Source organism: Moritella sp. 24, from assembly GCF_018219155.1.
Classification (GTDB): Bacteria; Pseudomonadota; Gammaproteobacteria; order Enterobacterales; family Moritellaceae; genus Moritella.
In genome coordinates, this window is record NZ_CP056123.1 from 3,637,410 (window position 1) to 3,655,934 (window position 18,525).

An 18,525-nucleotide genomic window follows, 5' to 3' on the forward strand; every position below is an offset into this window, starting at 1 on the left:
AGTTAACCTATTAATCATTAAAACAACGACCTGCATCTTATTGGATATTTTATAATAACACCACTCGAATTTTTTATAGTAACACTACAATACGTTAAATTAGGGGCAAAGGAGTAATTGATACCGAAAGCATAAATAATACTGTAAACTTAAAATAATTTTACTTATAACCAGTGCCATAAATGAACTATATAGAACTTGAATCTTATTCTCGAAAGTGGATCTTTAATCATAACTCGCTACCAATGAGTGCTGATGATTTAGCAACAATCAAACCGTTTAGCAAAGCAAGAGCGGGTCAATTATGGAGCCAACTCATTAGTTCACAATGTAACTTTACTGATCAATTCAGTAAAGGCGACTGGCCACATGATCAAAATACATGGTCACAAGAAGCAGACTGGCAACAAGCTTGGGACAACGATGACACTTATGAACTACCCGAAGAAGTGCTTGCACATTTGACTTGGGATGATAACAGCAAAGTTTATTTTTGTTACGAACGATTCAATATGATCGAAACAAACTGGGGTACATTTAGACGTAACTGGAAAAACTTTTTATTCTATGATGATGGCGCACTATTAATCTCTGCAAAACGTAAAGAAGCCCTTTCATTTCAGCAAGACGGTACTGTATTAATCGGTACTAGACAGCCTGTTTAGCAACAAAAATAAGTACAATTATGCATACTTCTTGTAGCTGTGGCTTAGCAATGCCCTTTAAAGATTGCTGTGGTAAATATATTTATGGCACAGCGGTTGCTCTAACTGCAGAGCAACTGATGCGTTCGCGTTATAGTGCTTATGTACATAACGTGCCGGTTTATTTAATGGCGACTCACCATCCTGATTTTATTGCCGACTTAAATGAAGATTTAATTGCTGAAACGGCTGAGAATACACAGTGGTTACGATTAGAAATAATCATGAGTCAAGGTGATGAAGAAAGCGCGACTGGTGTTGTAGAATTTAAAGCTTGGTTTAAAGATGGTGAAGAAGAAGCTTGTTTGCATGAACGCTCTAACTTCTTATTTCAAGATCAGCAATGGTTTTATACCCATGGTGAACAAAATCCTGCACCACTAAAACAAGGCCGCAATGACCCTTGCTTATGTGGTAGTACGAAAAAGTATAAGAAATGCTGTGGTTAATTAAGGCGACTATGCGGTAATATCATTACGCGATATGAAGAAAAGTACGCTAATCACAGAAAATATAGCTAATACCAATGACAAAAATAAGTGCCCAACTGTTAATTGTCATTGGTATAAATACAAGATTTAAGTATTCAGCCATATCAATATAAACCATCAAATAAAGTAGTAGATATTATGGAAAAGAAGATATTACTGGCCGATTGTCCCGACCAAAAAGGACTGATCTCAAAGATCACCAACATTTGTTACAAGCACCAGCTTAACATTGTCAATAATACCGAGTTTGTTGATAACACGCATAACCGATTTTTCATGCGGACTGAACTCGAAGGTATATTTAACGATGATACTTTACTTGCAGACCTCGATGGCGCCCTACCCACTGGTGCTCACCGTAAACTGGTATCAGCAGGCCGAAAGCGCATCGTTATTTTAGTCACCAAAGAGGCGCATTGCCTAGGTGATATTTTAATGAAAAACTACTACGGTGGTTTAGACGTTGAAATTGCTGCCGTTGTTGGTAATTATGATAATCTTGCCGAATTAGCCGAAAAATTTGATGTGCCTTACCATACCGTTTCTCACGTTGGCATTAGCCGTGAAGAACATGAAAAACGTATCATTGATAAAGTATCTGAATACCAGCCTGATTATGTTATTTTAGCTAAATATATGCGTATTCTCACGCCACATTTTGTGGCTGCGTTTGAAAATAAAATCATCAATATCCACCACTCTTTCTTACCTGCTTTTATTGGCGCACAACCTTATAAACAAGCATTTGAACGCGGTGTAAAAATTATTGGTGCAACAGCCCACTACGTCACGAATAACCTTGATGAAGGACCTATTATCCTGCAAGACGTGATCCACGTAGATCATAAATACAATGCCGAAGATATGGCACGTTCAGGCAAAGATGTCGAAAAATCAGTACTCAGCAAGGCATTACGCCTGGTACTGGAAGAACGTGTATTTATTTATGAAAACCGCACAGTGGTATTCTAACACCTTGCCTATTTAATAAATAATACGAGATCCATAAGCCATTATGGATCTATCTCTGCTTCCATTCATATTTACCTTTACACAAGTCACTAAATCGTTAATATTAATAACTTATTCCTCATATCACGGTTTATTATGCTCACAATTATCTTTACTGCCTTACTTAGTAGTCTCTTCACCGCACTGACGTTTTTATATGTATTCAACAATGTTATTAAGCCATATCTCGCAACACAAATAGCGTTAATCAAAGAGGAAGCTGAAACGACTATTGAGCAAGCATCCCCACAAATAAGTAAAGAAATTGCCGATGCTATCGAGGCAAAAATAACCGAAATGCAACCCGAATTAGAAGCGCATGTGAAACAAGAATTAGATCAAATCATTGAAGAATTTTTACCACAATTAAGTAAAGAGGTTGAAGAAGGGGTCGATAATTCATTTAAAAAGTTTATCCCAACCATGATGGGTTCTGCTGCTACGATGCCCGCTGAAACACTCATTAAAACCAGTTCAACACTACTCAGCACAGGGATTGGGATCTTAAGAAGTGTCACCCCCGATGTAAAAAAATAACACGACGACATGATCCAGTAAGCATTTTAAATGCCATATTTGCAACTGGATCGACCTGCCAATAATTAAAAGTAATGTAGACTGGCGTTTTCATTATCGTAGTTTATATAAAATATGTTTCTAAACGAATTCTATTCTCAAGAAGACAGCACTTTTCGCTTTACTCAACACCAAGCTAGTCATTTTGCTAAAACAGTTGCAAATGACTATAACAAGATCCACGATGTGGATAACAAACGCTTTTGTGTACCTGGCGATCTGCTTTTTGCTGTTTCTTTAGCTAAATTCGGTTTGTCTGAAACAATGAAAATAAATTTTACTGGCATGGTTAGAAATGACGTCGACTTGCAATTCTCACCACTATCAGAAAATAAAACAACGATAATAAACGCAAATGAACAAGTATTAATGGAGCTAGAACTCGCAGGAAACTCATCTCATGATGACGAGATCATTAGCAAAATTATTATTGAATATGTTCAGTTTTCAGGAAAGAACTTTCCTGATGTGATGGTTCCCCTCATGCGTAGCGAAAATTTAATGTTTAATCCAGCCCGTGCGCTTATCATGTACAAATGTATGGAAATAAACATGACACGTGTTGATGTGAAAAACATTGCGCTTAGATTTGATGAAGCACTCATTGATGTAAATGGTAAACGTGCAACTGTGACTTTCAAATTTGATTTTTACGAAGGTGAAGAAAAAGTCGGTACAGGTCAAAAAGAAATGCTGCTAAGCGGTTTGATCCCGTATGAAGAATCTGTCATGAATGGTGTTATTGCCGATTACCAAGCTGCAAAAGTAAAATACCTTTCTGCAGCCAGCTAATATTACGCTTTATATATTATTTGATGTGGTCGAGCGGTAATACCGTTCGGCTTAATACGTTACGTAACATAAAACTCGACCTCACTCCGGTAACGCCTTTAATTCGCGTCAACTTACCCAGTAATAGTTCTTGGTAGTGCTCCATATCCGGTACAATTACTTTTAACTGAAAATCCGCATCGCTACCCGTAATAATGCAACACTCCATCACATCTGGAATAGCTGCGATCTCAGCTTCAAAGTTATCAAAGCGTTCCGGCGTATGTCGATCCATACTGATATGGATATAAGCCGTTAGCTTTAACCCTAACTTCGCTTGATCAAGCAATGTCACGTGCTTATCAATCAAACCTAATTCTTCTAAATGTTTTACACGTCTAGAGCAAGGTGATGCAGATAGGCCAATTTTGTCTGCTAACTCTAAATTACTGATCCTGCCATTTTCTTGTATCAGGTTAAGAATCAATTTATCTGTGCGATCTAATTTCATATTTATACTCCAACGCTATCATTATCATTTATATTGGCCATTATCACCTCTATTTAATAAAACAAAGACTATATATAGCGCCCATAAATACCTTATGGGTTAATTATTGCTAATAATAGATAAAAGTACAAATCTAATTGCGAAGAACATGGATATTAGTGCAAACATCGCAACCACATTTCAAAACAACCTCGATATACTAAATCCAGTTAAAGAAAACGCCAAAAGCTGATTAGCAGACACCTTAATCCAGGTCAATGCGGTGATAGAAGTACCCTTCTTGCTACCAATCAGGAACACTCCTTATCCAGGGTTATCGTCATCACAAATGACAGGCAATATTAGCGCAAAGATAGGTACCCTAAACGGTACCTTTTTTGTGTCTTATTTTTGTCATAAATAATCCAATATCAATAAATTAACTACCACTTTCAAATACTAGCCTCTATAATTAGCGAAATAATTTTAATTACACTCGTTTCGCTGAACAGCGTACAATAAAGACTAATCACCTCGTATTGCGTATATTTCACGACCCGCTCTGTATTACCAGTCACCAAACATAGGTAAATTTAAATGCATTATGCAAACATCACCGGTTGGGGTAAATGCCTACCACCAGCAACGCTAACAAATGATGACCTGAGCACTTTTCTTGATACAAATGATGAGTGGATTCAATCTCGAACAGGTATGCAAGAGCGCCGAATTTCACATGTAAGCACGTCAGAACTTGCTTATGTTGCAGCCTGCCAAGCAATCGCAGCAGCGGGTATTGATGCGACAGAACTTGACGGTATTTTCTTTGCAACTTGTACTGCAGATTGCACACTGCCAAGTGCTGCATCAAAAGTACAAGCTAAATTAGGAGCTACAAACGCAGCCGTATTTGATATGAATGCAGCGTGTACTGGTTTTGTTTATGGTTTGAGTACCGCTAACGCTTTTATTCAAAGTGGCCAAATGGACAAGGTATTAGTGATCGGCGCTGAACGTATCAGCTATTTCCTTGATTGGACTGAACGTGGTACAGCGGTATTGTTCGGTGACGGTGCTGGCGCAGTTATCCTTGAGTCAAGTGTTGAAAAACAAGGTATTTTAAGTAATAAAATTGGTTGTGATGGCGATGCTGGTCATATCCTTTCTGTACCAAACTTCGGTACTGACAGAGCTCGTTTCAAAAATATTGATGGCCTATTCGATTTTAATTTCGAAGGTAAAGAAATCTTTAAACGTGCAGTAACACGCATGGGTGAAGCATCTGCAATTGCACTTGAAAAAGCACAAATGACACCTGAAGATGTTGATTTCATTATTCCTCATCAAGCAAACTTACGCATCATCGATTTCCTAGCAAAACGCATGGGTGCAAGCAAAGAAAAAGTGATGGTTAACGTACACAAATACGGTAATACTTCATCAGCAACAGTACCAATCGCATTGTGTGAGGCCTTAGAAGAAGGCAGAATTAAAGCTGGTGATAATGTATTACTTGCTGCATTTGGCGGTGGCTTAACTTGGGGTGCAACTATGATTAAGTGGGGTGAAAGAACAACGCCTATCGCAACTTCAGATGTTGTATTACCAGAATACAACGGCACAGCACTGGATCTCATCCAAGATGCAATTAAAGGCTGCCAAGATGCTAAATTAGCGCGCGAATCACAAGCCGAATAATAATAAACCTAAACACTTAGGTTTGCATAAAAAAGCCCTGATAATAATATTATCAGGGCTTTTTAACATCCATGATTAACTACTTACACTCGCCTTCAGAGTAGCCACGAACTGTAGTATCAGAACAGGCACCACATGCGTTGCCGAACGTCTTTAATTCACCCGACTCAGTAGTACCACACACGGGACGGTAATCCATCGTACACATTTGTGGGCGTTCATCCGGACAACTATTACTGTAACTCGGTAATGTTGGTAATGGCTTTGCTGTTTCAGCGGTTGTTTCAGTGTTACTACAGCCAGCTAATCCAAATACAGTTAATGCTAATAAAATTGTTTTTTTCATTTTAAATCCCTGCTAATTACTTATTGTTATGTTTACTTAATGTCTATTTCTTATTTCATGTTCACTGCTTACTCTAAACGGCTATTCAGCATGACGACTTATTTGAATCTAAAGCAGCGGATTAAATAAATAAAATAGGCTTTCTAAAAATCGTTGTAATCGACTTCGCTGTCGCCACTGAGTTAAACAAACTTTATGTGAGTGCGCTATATAGGATAGCTGCAATTGATAGAGCTCGGCAATAAAAGGTGATTGATCGATAAGTAAGGTCACTTCAAAATTCAACCAAAAACTGCGCTTATCTAAATTAACCGTCCCCACTAAACACAACTCGTTATCTACCAGAATACTTTTAGTATGCAGTAAACCATTTTGATATTGATATATCTCGACCCCACAAACTAATAACTCATCGAAAAAACCTTTACACGCATAGTCAACCATACGCGAATCATTCTTCGCTGGTAAAATTATTTGCACTTTAACACCGCGAGCACTGGCCGTTTTAAGAGCAGCTTGCAGTGCTTCATCTGGAACAAAATAAGGCGTCGTTAAAATTAATGATTTTTTCGCTAAATAAATGGCAGAAACCAACACTTGATGAATATTATCATCATCAAAATAAGGCCCTGATGGTATCACTTGCACTTGGCTTTGCTCGGTAAATATCGCACTGTTCTTACACTTAGAAGCCGTAGTATCGACTAAACTATCTCCTGTTTCCATCTCCCAATCCCACTCAAGTAATGCGCGTGTGATTGGGATAATAGGGCCTTGCATACGGATCATAATATCAACCCATCCACCAACCCCTGCGTTTTGTTTAAACACATCCGGATCAACAAGGTTCATACTGCCAGTATAGCCAACATGACTATCAATCGTGATTAGCTTGCGGTGCATACGTAAATCTTGACGATGAAAAAATATCCGCATAGGTCCCACTGGTAACACTTCAATAAGATGAATACCAGCTTGCTTGAAACGCTTAGGCCAATGGCTTTTAAAGAATTGAGAGCTCCCGACAGAATCCAACATAATGCGACAATCAACACCTCGTTTCGCGGCATCAATTAACGCTAACGCGACATTATCCGCTTTACCACCTATCGACCATATGTAAAATTCCATATAAACGACTTGTGTTGCGCTTTTAATATCTGCTGTTATTTGCTCAAGAATACAATGAGGTTTGGTTAACAATGTCAGCTGATTACCAGTCACTGCAGGCATTTGAAAACGACCGTAGATCAGTTCACGTAATGGGGTAACTAAACTGCTGACATTATTATCAGCTTTAACATTGTATGGTTCTGCACACTGGTTAATTCGTGTAGTGAAAGGTTCGAGCATGGCTTCAGCTCGTTGCACTCTTTTCTTACCTAAGTACAACTCGCCAAAAATAACATACACAATAACGCCAGCAAACGGTAATGTATAAATTACCGATAGCCAGGCCAAAGAAATACTTGCTGAACGACGTTTAGTAATAACGCGAAACGACACTAATACAATGATCACCGCATGCAAGAAAACTAACAGCAGGGTAATAAAATTAGTGAACGAATCCCAATTATACATCTTGATTCTCAATCCAAGTTTTCAAACGCTTAATATCATGCAGGTATTCAGTATTAATCTGCTCAACCCAATCATCAATGTTCTCCCACCATGTCGGCTGTTCCGGTGACTGTGCGAGTTGTGATACCTGCTGTATTCTCGTTAAACCAATAGAGCCAGCTGCACCTTTGATTTTATGGGCTTCGTCAACGATAGCATCTTGATCACGAGCCGTTAATGTACTATTCAATATTGCTAAATAGCTCGGCATGGTTTGTTCAAACAGACGAACACTTTGCAGTAATAAATCTTTACCTAATGTATCAAGATATTGTTGTAATAAATCAATATCAAGATATTCAACTAACATCTCTTGTTCGCCAGCGAACGCATCAGCCGTATAATTAACATTAGGGGCTTCGCCTTGCTCAACACTGCTTAATAAGCGACTAATCACCCCAGTAACGGCATTGATAGAAAGGGGTTTGCTAATCGCGTCATCCATGCCTTTTTCAATATATTCTTGGCGATTATTAATCACATTAGCAGTCAGTGCGACAACAGGAGGTAGTTCTAGAGCCGGATTATCACGTAATATTTTTATAATTTCAAAGCCGGAAATATCAGGTAAATTAATATCCAAGAAAATTAAATCATAATGATTATTCTCTGCCATGCTGATCGCACTACGACCATCAATAGCTACCTCAACTGTATGACCCAATTTATTTAAAATCGCAGTACAAACGGTGACGTTTAACTCAATATCTTCAACCAATAAGACAGACAGTGACACTTGTTCACTTGCAGCAAGTTCATTGCTCTGTAAACTTTCGACCCCATCTACATCAAATTCAATGGTAAAGCAGCTCCCTTCGCCTAGCTCACTACTCACCCAAATATCACCACCCATTGCCGTCATCAAACTTTTTGCAACAGAGAGGCCAATACCCGTGCCCGTTGCTCGTTTACTGCCTTGCTCTTGGTAGTACATTGCGAATATCTTATCTTGGCCTTCTGCCGAAATACCAATACCAGAATCTTCAACTTCAAAGGTTAAACCAATTCGATTTCCCTCTTCTTCACTGGTAAATACCCGAATACTCACTTGACCTGAATCGGTAAATTTCACCGCATTTGATACAAGATTCCATAAAACTTGGCGTAATCTCGTTCCATCTGCATTAATAAAGTCTGGGATATCACCAAACACATCAAACTCTAAAACAAGCCCTTTTTGTTCAGCCTGGAGTAATGCGAGAGTTTTTATATCGTTGAGGAAACTTCGAAATTCTATCGGTTGGTTTACGATCTCAAATTTACGGCGATCAAACTTATCTAAATCGATAATATCATTAAAAATATTACCCATTGTTTGCGCGCTAACATAGATCGTATTCAAATGCTGGCGCTGCTCATCATTAAGCGGGCCGTCCAATAAAATTCGACTTAGTCCAACAACACCATTTAACGGGGTGCGTAATTCATGGCTAATGGTTGAAATAAACGTCGTTTTATCTCGGCTGGCTTTCTCTAATGCATCTTGATATTTTTTACGTTCGGTAATGTCTCGTCCATAACCCAATACGCCGATATATTCATTTCGCTGCCCAAAGAAAGGAACTTTCCGTAATTCAAAGCATGCCTTATGGCCATCAGGATACGTCAACCATTGTTCATAGGTTTCAGGTAACTGCGTGTTTAATACCACTTTATCTGTTGCTGCAAATTTAGCAGCGATTTCAGTGTCGTACAAATCAAAAGGCGTCAAACCGATCAGCTCTTTTTCAATTTTACCCGTCAGCGCTTCCATCGCGAGATTACACCCTGAAAAACGTCCGACTTCATTACTGTAATAAACCAAATCCGGTGAACTATCGATAAATGAGCGCACTAATGCAGAACGTTCCTCTACGACTAATTGCGCCTGTTCACGCTGAAAAACTTCATTTTCTAGGTCTTTAAATGCTTGATTCCTGTCTGCCTCAGCCTTTTTACGCTCTTCAAACTCATCATTCAGTTCAATCAGATTGACTTGTAATTCTTGCTGTAGTTGCAAGTCACGTGCCCGCACTTCTTGCAGTTTGTACACCATTTTACTTAAGCGTTTTCGAGAGTCTTCAAGTTGCTGAACGACGATAGAGAGAAAAAATACCACCCAAGGTGTGACAACAATTGCAAATAAAATAGCTGCATACAAATCGTCAAGTTTAACCTGACCACGCAGAATATAATTGATACTTGCTTGAATAGTAATAGAAAAGAAAATAACCGTTGCGGCAGAGAGAATACTAAATCGAATAACACCCAATTTAGTGAGCATATCAACATAGTATTGAGCCCAAGCTCTGATTTTCATCATGGTGTACCCATATTAACAAAATTATCTAGATAATTAATAATATACGATAGGTTATAAGCAAACCACAGGAAAATTAAGCTTTTAATAAATCTAGGATTTTAGTAAGTCAAAATTTAATTCTGCCATCTCCTGATCATGCCCTTTTTCTGCATAGACACAATACTGATTACGCCCATTCTCCTTCGCCATATAAAGCGCCTTATCAGAATGTTCAAGTAATAGCGCCTCTGAGCTTTCATGTTCAGGACACATACTCGCGATACCAATACTCAAGGTGACATGTTTGGCTGCTTTAGAATAAGCATGTTCAATCGCTAACCCTTGAACCGCCTTAATAATTTTATTCGCAAGGCGAATCGCACCTTCTTCATCAGTATTAGGTAAAATGACCGCAAACTCTTCGCCACCATAACGAGCGACTAAATCTGCACCACGATGTACTTGGTCATTCATGACTTGCGCGATTTTAGCCAATACAATATCACCCATAGGATGACCATAATTATCATTATACAATTTGAAACTATCAACATCGCAGAACAACAACGACATCTGTTTTATTTCACGATGATGCGTTGACCAATAATGCTGTAATTTCGTATCAAAGGTACGTCTATTCGCAATTTTAGTCAGTTGATCAACAGAACTAAGCTCATCAAACTTTTCAATCGCCTGCTCAAGATCATACTCAATACGCTTACGTTCGGTCAAATCCCGATAAACGATTAAAATACCATTCTCGCCATTGGTATGATTCACATAACGCTGTTTACATATTTCATACCAACGAGGTTCCTGATCCGCTAAATGCAATAATTCTTCATAACGAACCGACTTGCCATCTAAGAGTAGTTGATTTTCTTGCTCTAATAACCACACTTTTTTGTCTTGATTAAGTAATAGCGTCCTATCCATACCAATTAAATCGGCATGTTCCACACCAAGCACTTCACAATAACCAAGATTAGCACCAACGTATTTGCCATCTCCATTCATAAAGGCAACGGGATCTGGCGTCGCATTAATCACCGAGTTGAGTAAACTATTATGACGACTCAACTCAGCCTCAATACGCAGATGCTCACCATTTTCATTAAGTAAGCGTTCATTAAGTTCCATCACTTCGGTTAAGTCGTTCGATACCGTTAAAATAGCGACTATTTTTTTATGCTCGTCATATAGTGGATATTTCATCGTTTGTAATAAAATATTATTGTCGTCAGCGGTATTCCATTCCTCATATTCCTGTATATCACCAGCCACAACCGCTTTCTCATAAGATTTGATCTGTTCTATCTTGGACGAACTATAAAAATCATGCTCAAAGTGACCGCTAACTTGCTCTACTGATTGACCAAATTGAGCCGCCCACGACGGTGAACAATTGAGAATTAATCCATCTAGTGTTTTGATATGGACAAAAGCTGAATTAGAAGAAAATAAATTATTGACGATTTGCCCGTCGACATCCCAAGGGGAAATAGCTGAAGAGTTAGTGCCAATATGATCGATTTGACATAACCAAGCTCGACGTCTTTGGTAATTTATTTGTACAGCACTAAAGCGTAATGTTTTCTTTAATTGTTTGATGTGAAAAACATCTGTGGTTATCGCCGTTTGTTCAGCTAGATGCGATAAGCGTTCGAAACAACACTGGGCAACGATATGGCTAGTATTGCTATTTTCTTGATCGAATATGTCAGTAATAGCAGTGTTAGAATAAAGTATCGAACCTTTTTTAACATCGAGAACAAGTGTAGGTGTGGCGGAAAATGTCAGTAATGATTTACACGTTTTGAGTCTGCGCACGAGCGTTAAAATAACAAGCAGGCTAATTAATAGCACTGTAATGACTAACCAAAGCGTGATCGTAAGAGAGGCATTTGTTGATAATTCAGTAATAGCCTGCCACCAATTTAATATTGGTTTCATCAAATATTGATAATTTACGTCCATATCTTCGCCCAAGATCCATCTCACACAGATGACCATACAACACCAAAATCAAATCTCTGTAAAGCAGTTATGATGAAAACTACCGCAGCCACCCATTTTTGTTTTACATACTTTAGTACCAGATAACATAAACCTGCTAAATCAGCACATTACATTGAACTTAGACAATATATCGCGCATAACAACACAAATAACAGATCAAACAACCCAAATAAATCACACAATGTCATATTATCAAAATTAAAAACTAAATTTTGAGTAATCCTCAGCATTTTGGGCAGTTTATTATCCAATGCCAAAACAAATGGCCCATTTACATGAAAAGGTGATAAGTAGCTCAGAATACATTTTTAGATTGACCTAAGTGTTAATTCTGGTAAATTTGGCAGGTTAGCCAATTTTCGGCTTTTGGAAACTTTAACGATTTATCTATTTTTGTATGTATTTTGTACCTGTGAGTAGACGCTCAATTGGGTTTACATAGTTTGTAATTTAGTGAATTGAATGCAAGGGAGAAGTGCAATGTCAGTCTATGACCCGTCGCTGGAAAAAGACAACTGTGGTTTTGGTTTAATTGCCCATCAAGAAGGTGAAGCTAGCCATAAATTAGTTCGCGTCGCGATTTCATCATTAGACCGTATGCAACATAGGGGCGGTATCGCTGCTGATGGAAAAACAGGAGATGGCTGTGGTTTGCTAATGCAAAAGCCTGACAGTTTTTTCCGTGCTATTGCGGTAGAAAATAATTGGAATCTCGGTAGTAACTACGCTGTTGGTATGATTTTCTTAAATCAAGACACTGATAAATCAGCTGCAGCAAAACAAATCATTAAAGAAGAACTAGAACGCGAAACACTTAATGTTGTCGGCTGGCGTGAAGTCCCTCTTGATACGAGCGTATTAGGTGAAATAGCGCTTTCATCATTACCTCAAATTCAACAGATTTTTATCAATGCACCCGCAGGTTGGGCGCCTAAAGATATCGAACGCCGTTTATATTTAACTAAACGTCGTATCGAAAAACGAATTACAGACGATAGCGATTTTTATATTGCAAGCTTGTCAAACCTAGTGACGATTTACAAAGGTTTGTGTATGGCTGGTGATCTGCCTAAGTTTTTCTTAGACCTTGCAGATCTTCGTATGCAATCTGCAATCTGCCTGTTCCACCAACGATTCTCAACAAACACATCGCCTAAATGGCCGTTAGCTCAACCATTCCGCTTTATGGCGCACAATGGTGAAATTAACACGATCGAAGGTAACCGAGAATGGGCAAGAGCACGTAGCTATAAGTTCAGTTCACCTTTACTACCTGACATGCATGATGCAGCACCGTTCGTTAATACCAAAGGTTCTGACTCGTCATCAATGGACAACATGCTAGAGCTATTTTTAGCCGGTGGTATGGATATTTTCCGTGCTTTCCGTCTATTAGTGCCGCCAGCATGGCAGAACCACCCAAACATGGATGATGATCTGCGTGCATTTTATGATTTCAACTCAATGCATATGGAACCTTGGGATGGCCCAGCGGGGATCGTACTGAGTGACGGTCGTTACGCGGCTTGTGGTTTAGACCGTAATGGTTTACGCCCTGCTCGTTATGTACGTACAACAGATGGTTTAATCACAGTCGCATCGGAAGTCGGTATCTGGGATTACACAGCTGATGAAGTTATCGAAAAAGGCCGTGTTGGCCCAGGTGAATTATTAGTTATTGATACCGAAACAGGTAAATTATGGACATCTTGGGATATTGACCAAGAATTAAAAGGCCGTAATCCTTACCGCGAATGGTTATCAAATAATTCAACGAAACTAACGCCGTTTGAAGCATTACCACAAGAAGCAATTGGCACTCGTACCTTTAGTGACGAGCAATTAGCTACTTACCAAAAACAATTTGATTACAGCAGAGAAGAAGTCGAACAAATTCTTCGCGTATTAGGTGAGAATGCACAAGAAGCAACGGGCTCTATGGGTGATGATACACCAATGGCCGTGCTTTCGACTAAAACACGTTCGCTGTATGACTACTTCCGTCAGAAGTTTGCCCAAGTAACCAATCCACCGATTGATCCTTTACGTGAAAATCACGTGATGTCTTTGGCAACTTGTATTGGTCGCGAACACAACGTATTTAATGAAACAGACGGTCACGCACATCGTGTATTATTTGCATCGCCTATTTTATTGTACTCAGACTTCAAACAAGTCACTGAATTAAGCAACGAATACTATAAAACAGCACAAATTAATCTTTGCTTTAACGGTCAAGATGAAACGCTATCACGTGCTGTTGCGCGTATTACTGCTGAAGCGATTGAACTTGCCGCATCGGGTGCTGTTCTATTAGTGTTAACAGATAGAACATTAACTAAAAATAGTTTCCCTATTCCTGCGGCAATGGCGGTTGGTGCGGTTCAAACTGCATTGGTTGACGCGAACTTACGTTGCGACACAAATATTGTTGTCGAAACAGCAAGTGCCCGTGACCCGCATCACTTTGCCGTATTACTTGGCTATGGTGCAACGGCAATTTATCCATACCTTGCCTATGAAACATTAAGAAAGCTTGTTGAAATAGAAACAATCAAACAAGATATCTCTAAGACATTATTAAACTACCGTAACGGTATTAATAAAGGTCTGTACAAGATCATGTCTAAAATGGGTATCTCTACGATTGCGAGCTACCGTTGCTCACAACTGTTTGAAGCCGTAGGTTTAGCCGATGAAGTGGTTGAGCTATGCTTTAAAGGTACAAGCAGCCGTATTAAAGGTGCTGATTTTAGCGATTTCCATATCGACCAACAAAAATTAAGCAAACTAGCGTGGACTAAACGTAAACCTACTTCACAAGGTGGTTTACTGAAATATGTTCACGGTGGTGAATACCATGCTTATAACCCTGACGTAGTTGGCACATTACAAACTGCAGTTCAAAGTGGTCATTACGAAGATTACCAACGCTACTCGAAAGAAGTAAATGAACGCCCTATTTCAAGCTTACGTGACATGTTACAGCTAAAAACATCAGAAGCACCGATTGCGATTGATGACGTTGAACATGTCGACAACTTGTATAAGCGTTTTGATACTGCCGCTATGTCAATCGGAGCTCTAAGCCCTGAAGCACATGAAGCTCTCGCAGTTGCAATGAATACCTTAGGTGGTAATTCTAACTCAGGTGAAGGCGGTGAAGATCCACGTCGCTTCGGCACGCTTAAAGTATCTAAAATTAAACAAATTGCATCAGGTCGATTTGGTGTAACACCGCATTACTTAATGAATGCAGAAATCATTCAAATTAAAGTAGCGCAAGGGGCGAAGCCCGGTGAAGGTGGTCAACTACCAGGCCATAAAGTCACCACTGAAATTGCAAAATTACGTAACTCAGTACCAGGTGTAACACTTATTTCACCACCACCGCATCATGATATTTATTCAATTGAAGATTTATCGCAGCTGATTTTTGATATTAAACAAATTAATCCATCAGCATTAGTGTCGGTGAAATTAGTATCAGAACCGGGTGTTGGTACGATTGCGACAGGTGTAGCAAAAGCATACGCAGATTTAATTACTATCTCAGGTTATGACGGTGGTACAGCTGCAAGTCCAATCACATCTGTTAAGTATGCAGGTAGTCCTTGGGAACTCGGTCTAGCAGAAACACAGCAAGCACTGGTTGAAAATGGCTTACGTCACCGCATCCGCTTACAAGTTGATGGCGGTTTAAAAACCGGTCTTGACGTCATTAAGGGTGCGATTCTTGGTGCTGAAAGCTTTGGTTTCGGTACAGGCCCTATGGTTGCTTTAGGCTGTAAATTCCTCCGAATTTGTCACCTGAATAACTGTGCGACAGGTGTTGCAACACAAGACGAAAAATTACGCCAAGATCACTTCCATGGCTTACCGGAAATGGTAATGAACTACTTTAAGTTTATTGCCCAAGAAACCCGTGAAATCATGGCATCACTTGGTGTGGCTCAGTTAACCGATTTAATTGGTCGTACCGATTTACTGGTGCAATTAGAAGGATTAACTGAAAAACAACGTAAAATTGATTTGTCAGGAATTACCTATAAGCCTCAGCCTAAAGAAGGCTTAGGTGTTTATTGTCAGGCAAAAAATGAACCGTATGATAAAGCTGAATTAAACGAAGCCTTAATTGCACATTACATTGAATCAATCGCAGAGAAATCTGGGCTATCAAGTAATTTCCCAATTAAAAATACAGATCGCTCTGTTGGCGCTCGTTTATCAGGTGAGATAGCGAAAAAGCACGGTAACCAAGGTATGGCATCGGATCCAATTACCGTTAACTTTACCGGTACAGCAGGTCAGAGTTTTGGTGTTTGGAATGCAGGTGGTCTAAACCTTAATCTTGTTGGCGATGCGAACGATTATGTCGGTAAAGGTATGACAGGCGGCAAGATCGTTATTCGTCCTGAACCAGGCTCAGCGTTTAAATCAAATGAAGCGGTTATCGCTGGTAATACGTGTCTTTATGGTGCATCTGGTGGTGAATTATTTGCGGCAGGTCTTGCTGGTGAGCGTTTTGCTGTTCGTAACTCAGGTGCAAATGCAGTTATCGAAGGTATTGGTGATAACGGCTGTGAATACATGACAGGCGGTATTGTGACTATCCTAGGTAATACAGGTGTTAACTTTGGCGCAGGTATGACTGGCGGCTTTGCTTACATCTACGACCAAAATGGTCAGCTAGCGAGTAAAATCAACAACGAACTTGTTGAACAACATGCAGTAACGGATTACCCAATGCACGTTGAAAATCTACGCGGTATCGTCATTGAACATCTTGCTCAAACATGCAGTCAGCATGCGCAAGAACTGCTCAATGAATTTGATACTGTGGTAAATAAATTCTTTATTATCAAGCCTAAATCAGCTGATATTAACGCATTACTTGGCCACAAATCACGCTCTGCTGCAGAGCTACGTGTCCAGGCTCAATAGGAGGGATCATGAGTAATAATGTATTTCAATTTGTCGATGTACAACGCATTGATCCAGATAAAAAACCGTTAAAGATCCGTAAAGTAGACTTTATCGAAATTTATAAGCCATTTACGGCGAACCAAGCAAAAATGCAAGCGGGTCGCTGTTTAGAATGTGGTAACCCATACTGTGAATGGAAATGCCCTGTGCATAACTACATTCCTAATTGGTTAAAACTGGTTGAAGAAGGTCGCATCATTGAAGCGGCTGAGCTTTGTCATGAAACGAACAGCTTACCTGAAGTTTGTGGCCGAGTTTGTCCTCAAGATCGTTTATGCGAAGGTTCTTGTACGTTAAATACTGACTTTGGGGCTGTCACTATTGGTAATGTTGAAAAATACATTACTGACGAAGCCTTTAAATTAGGCTGGCGTCCAGATATGTCTAAAGTCGTTCGTAACAACAAAAAAGTGGCTATTATCGGTGCAGGTCCAGCAGGACTTGCAACGGCTGATATCTTAGTACGTAATGGTGTAACACCTGTTGTTTATGATCGTAATCCTGAGATTGGTGGATTATTAACGTTTGGTATTCCCGCGTTTAAACTTGATAAAAGTGTCATGACTCACCGCCGTGAAGTCTTCACTGAGATGGGTATCGAGTTCTGCCTTAACACTGAAATTGGTAAAGATATTCAATTCAGTGAATTAGTAGCACAATACGATGCTGTGTTTGTTGGTGTTGGTACGTATAAGTACATCAATGGTGGTTTCGATAACGGTTCTGCACAAGGTGTTTATGATGCCCTGCCTTACCTTATTGCAAACACAAACCATGAGCTTGGCTTTGAAAAGAGCAGCGACGAGTTTATCAACTTGAAAAACAAAACGGTTGTTGTACTTGGTGGTGGTGATACCGCGATGGATTGCGTTCGAACAGCTGTCCGTCAAGGTGCTAAAAATGTTTATTGTGCATATCGCCGTGATGAAATAAGTATGCCGGGTTCTAAACGCGAAGTTAAAAACGCGAAAGAAGAAGGCGTAAAATTCTTATGGAATTTACAACCGCTTGATGTTGAGATTGCGAGTGATAAAAGTACTGGCAACAAAGCAACAGGCGTTAAAATGGTGAAAACCCGTTTAGGTAATCCAGATGAAAATGGTCGTCGTCGTGCCGAGCAAGTAATTGGTTCTGAACACGTACTGAAAGCAGATGCGGTGATTCAAGCGTTTGGCTTCCAACCTGATCCAGCACAATGGTTATTGGATGAAGGCGTTACAACCAACAGTTGGAATGGCATTATCGCACCAGCAGAAAGTGACTTCCCATTCCAGACTGCAAACCCGAAAATTTTTGCAGGTGGTGATGCAGTCCGAGGTTCTGATCTTGTGGTAACAGCAATTGATGAAGGTCGTCGTGCAGCAGAGGCAATACTCGATTATTTAGACGTTTAAATATAAAAGATTTAGACGTTTAAGCCACGGATAATATGAAACGATTAATCGAACACATTTAGTTAATCGTATACATTACATATCTAATTAAAAACGCTAGCATTAATTGTGCTAGCGTTTTTTTATTCATTATTTTCC

At 39.4% G+C, this 18,525-nt stretch carries 13 protein-coding genes; 8 read left to right on the plus strand and 5 right to left on the minus strand.

Annotated features, from left to right (window positions below):
- Positions 1 to 182: 182 nt before the first annotated feature.
- From HWV00_RS16195 to HWV00_RS16215, 5 genes are all read left to right on the plus strand, one after another.
- Entirely contained in the window at positions 183 to 665 is a 483-nt protein-coding gene (locus tag HWV00_RS16195) for a DUF2947 domain-containing protein (protein ID WP_211682961.1), read from the plus strand.
- A 20-nt stretch (positions 666 to 685) separates the two neighbouring features.
- The gene (locus HWV00_RS16200; RefSeq protein ID WP_211682963.1) at positions 686 to 1,153 is read left to right on the plus strand and encodes a YchJ family protein; all 468 of its coding nucleotides are present in this window, start codon (positions 686 to 688) and stop codon (positions 1,151 to 1,153) included.
- A 180-nt stretch (positions 1,154 to 1,333) separates the two neighbouring features.
- On the plus strand, positions 1,334 to 2,167 hold the full coding sequence (gene purU, locus HWV00_RS16205) for a formyltetrahydrofolate deformylase (RefSeq protein ID WP_211682965.1): 834 nt from the start codon (positions 1,334 to 1,336) through the stop codon (positions 2,165 to 2,167).
- A gap of 135 nt (positions 2,168 to 2,302) precedes the next feature.
- Positions 2,303 to 2,743 (plus strand): hypothetical protein, encoded by a 441-nt coding sequence (locus HWV00_RS16210; protein ID WP_211682968.1) that lies wholly within the window; start codon positions 2,303 to 2,305, stop codon positions 2,741 to 2,743.
- 114 nt (positions 2,744 to 2,857) lie between these two features.
- Positions 2,858 to 3,574, plus strand: a complete 717-nt coding sequence (locus HWV00_RS16215; protein ID WP_211682970.1) for a DUF3581 family protein — start codon at positions 2,858 to 2,860, stop codon at positions 3,572 to 3,574.
- Between the two features lie 16 nt (positions 3,575 to 3,590).
- On the opposite strand, the gene HWV00_RS16220 is transcribed toward HWV00_RS16215, so the two are convergent.
- On the minus strand, positions 3,591 to 4,064 hold the full coding sequence (locus HWV00_RS16220; RefSeq protein ID WP_043994560.1) for an Lrp/AsnC family transcriptional regulator: 474 nt from the start codon (positions 4,062 to 4,064) through the stop codon (positions 3,591 to 3,593).
- Between the two features lie 576 nt (positions 4,065 to 4,640).
- On the opposite strand from HWV00_RS16220, the gene HWV00_RS16225 reads away from it, so the two are divergent.
- On the plus strand, positions 4,641 to 5,741 hold the full coding sequence (locus tag HWV00_RS16225) for a ketoacyl-ACP synthase III (protein ID WP_211682971.1): 1,101 nt from the start codon (positions 4,641 to 4,643) through the stop codon (positions 5,739 to 5,741).
- A 79-nt stretch (positions 5,742 to 5,820) separates the two neighbouring features.
- Here the strand turns inward: HWV00_RS16225 and HWV00_RS16230 are convergent, their stop codons facing one another.
- The 4 genes from HWV00_RS16230 to HWV00_RS16245 all read right to left on the minus strand — a co-directional run bounded on the left by HWV00_RS16230 (position 5,821) and on the right by HWV00_RS16245 (position 11,965).
- Positions 5,821 to 6,087 (minus strand): lipoprotein, encoded by a 267-nt coding sequence (locus HWV00_RS16230; RefSeq protein WP_211682973.1) that lies wholly within the window; start codon positions 6,085 to 6,087, stop codon positions 5,821 to 5,823.
- 108 nt (positions 6,088 to 6,195) lie between these two features.
- The gene (gene cls / locus HWV00_RS16235) at positions 6,196 to 7,668 is read right to left on the minus strand and encodes a cardiolipin synthase (protein WP_211682975.1); all 1,473 of its coding nucleotides are present in this window, start codon (positions 7,666 to 7,668) and stop codon (positions 6,196 to 6,198) included.
- Positions 7,661 to 10,009 carry an aerobic respiration two-component sensor histidine kinase ArcB gene (gene arcB / locus HWV00_RS16240; RefSeq protein WP_211682977.1) on the minus strand — a complete coding sequence of 783 codons (2,349 nt, stop codon included), beginning with the start codon at positions 10,007 to 10,009 and terminating at the stop codon, positions 7,661 to 7,663. Before arcB ends, cls begins: the two co-directional genes overlap by 8 nt.
- A 90-nt stretch (positions 10,010 to 10,099) precedes the next feature.
- The gene (locus tag HWV00_RS16245) at positions 10,100 to 11,965 is read right to left on the minus strand and encodes a diguanylate cyclase domain-containing protein (RefSeq protein ID WP_211682979.1); all 1,866 of its coding nucleotides are present in this window, start codon (positions 11,963 to 11,965) and stop codon (positions 10,100 to 10,102) included.
- A gap of 522 nt (positions 11,966 to 12,487) precedes the next feature.
- Between HWV00_RS16245 and gltB the strand changes: the two genes are divergently transcribed.
- Together gltB and HWV00_RS16255 are read left to right on the plus strand one after the other, a co-directional pair.
- Positions 12,488 to 16,951 (plus strand): glutamate synthase large subunit, encoded by a 4,464-nt coding sequence (gltB, locus tag HWV00_RS16250; RefSeq protein WP_211682982.1) that lies wholly within the window; start codon positions 12,488 to 12,490, stop codon positions 16,949 to 16,951.
- 8 nt (positions 16,952 to 16,959) lie between these two features.
- Positions 16,960 to 18,387 carry an FAD-dependent oxidoreductase gene (locus tag HWV00_RS16255; RefSeq protein ID WP_211682984.1) on the plus strand — a complete coding sequence of 476 codons (1,428 nt, stop codon included), beginning with the start codon at positions 16,960 to 16,962 and terminating at the stop codon, positions 18,385 to 18,387.
- Positions 18,388 to 18,525: the final 138 nt, after the last annotated feature.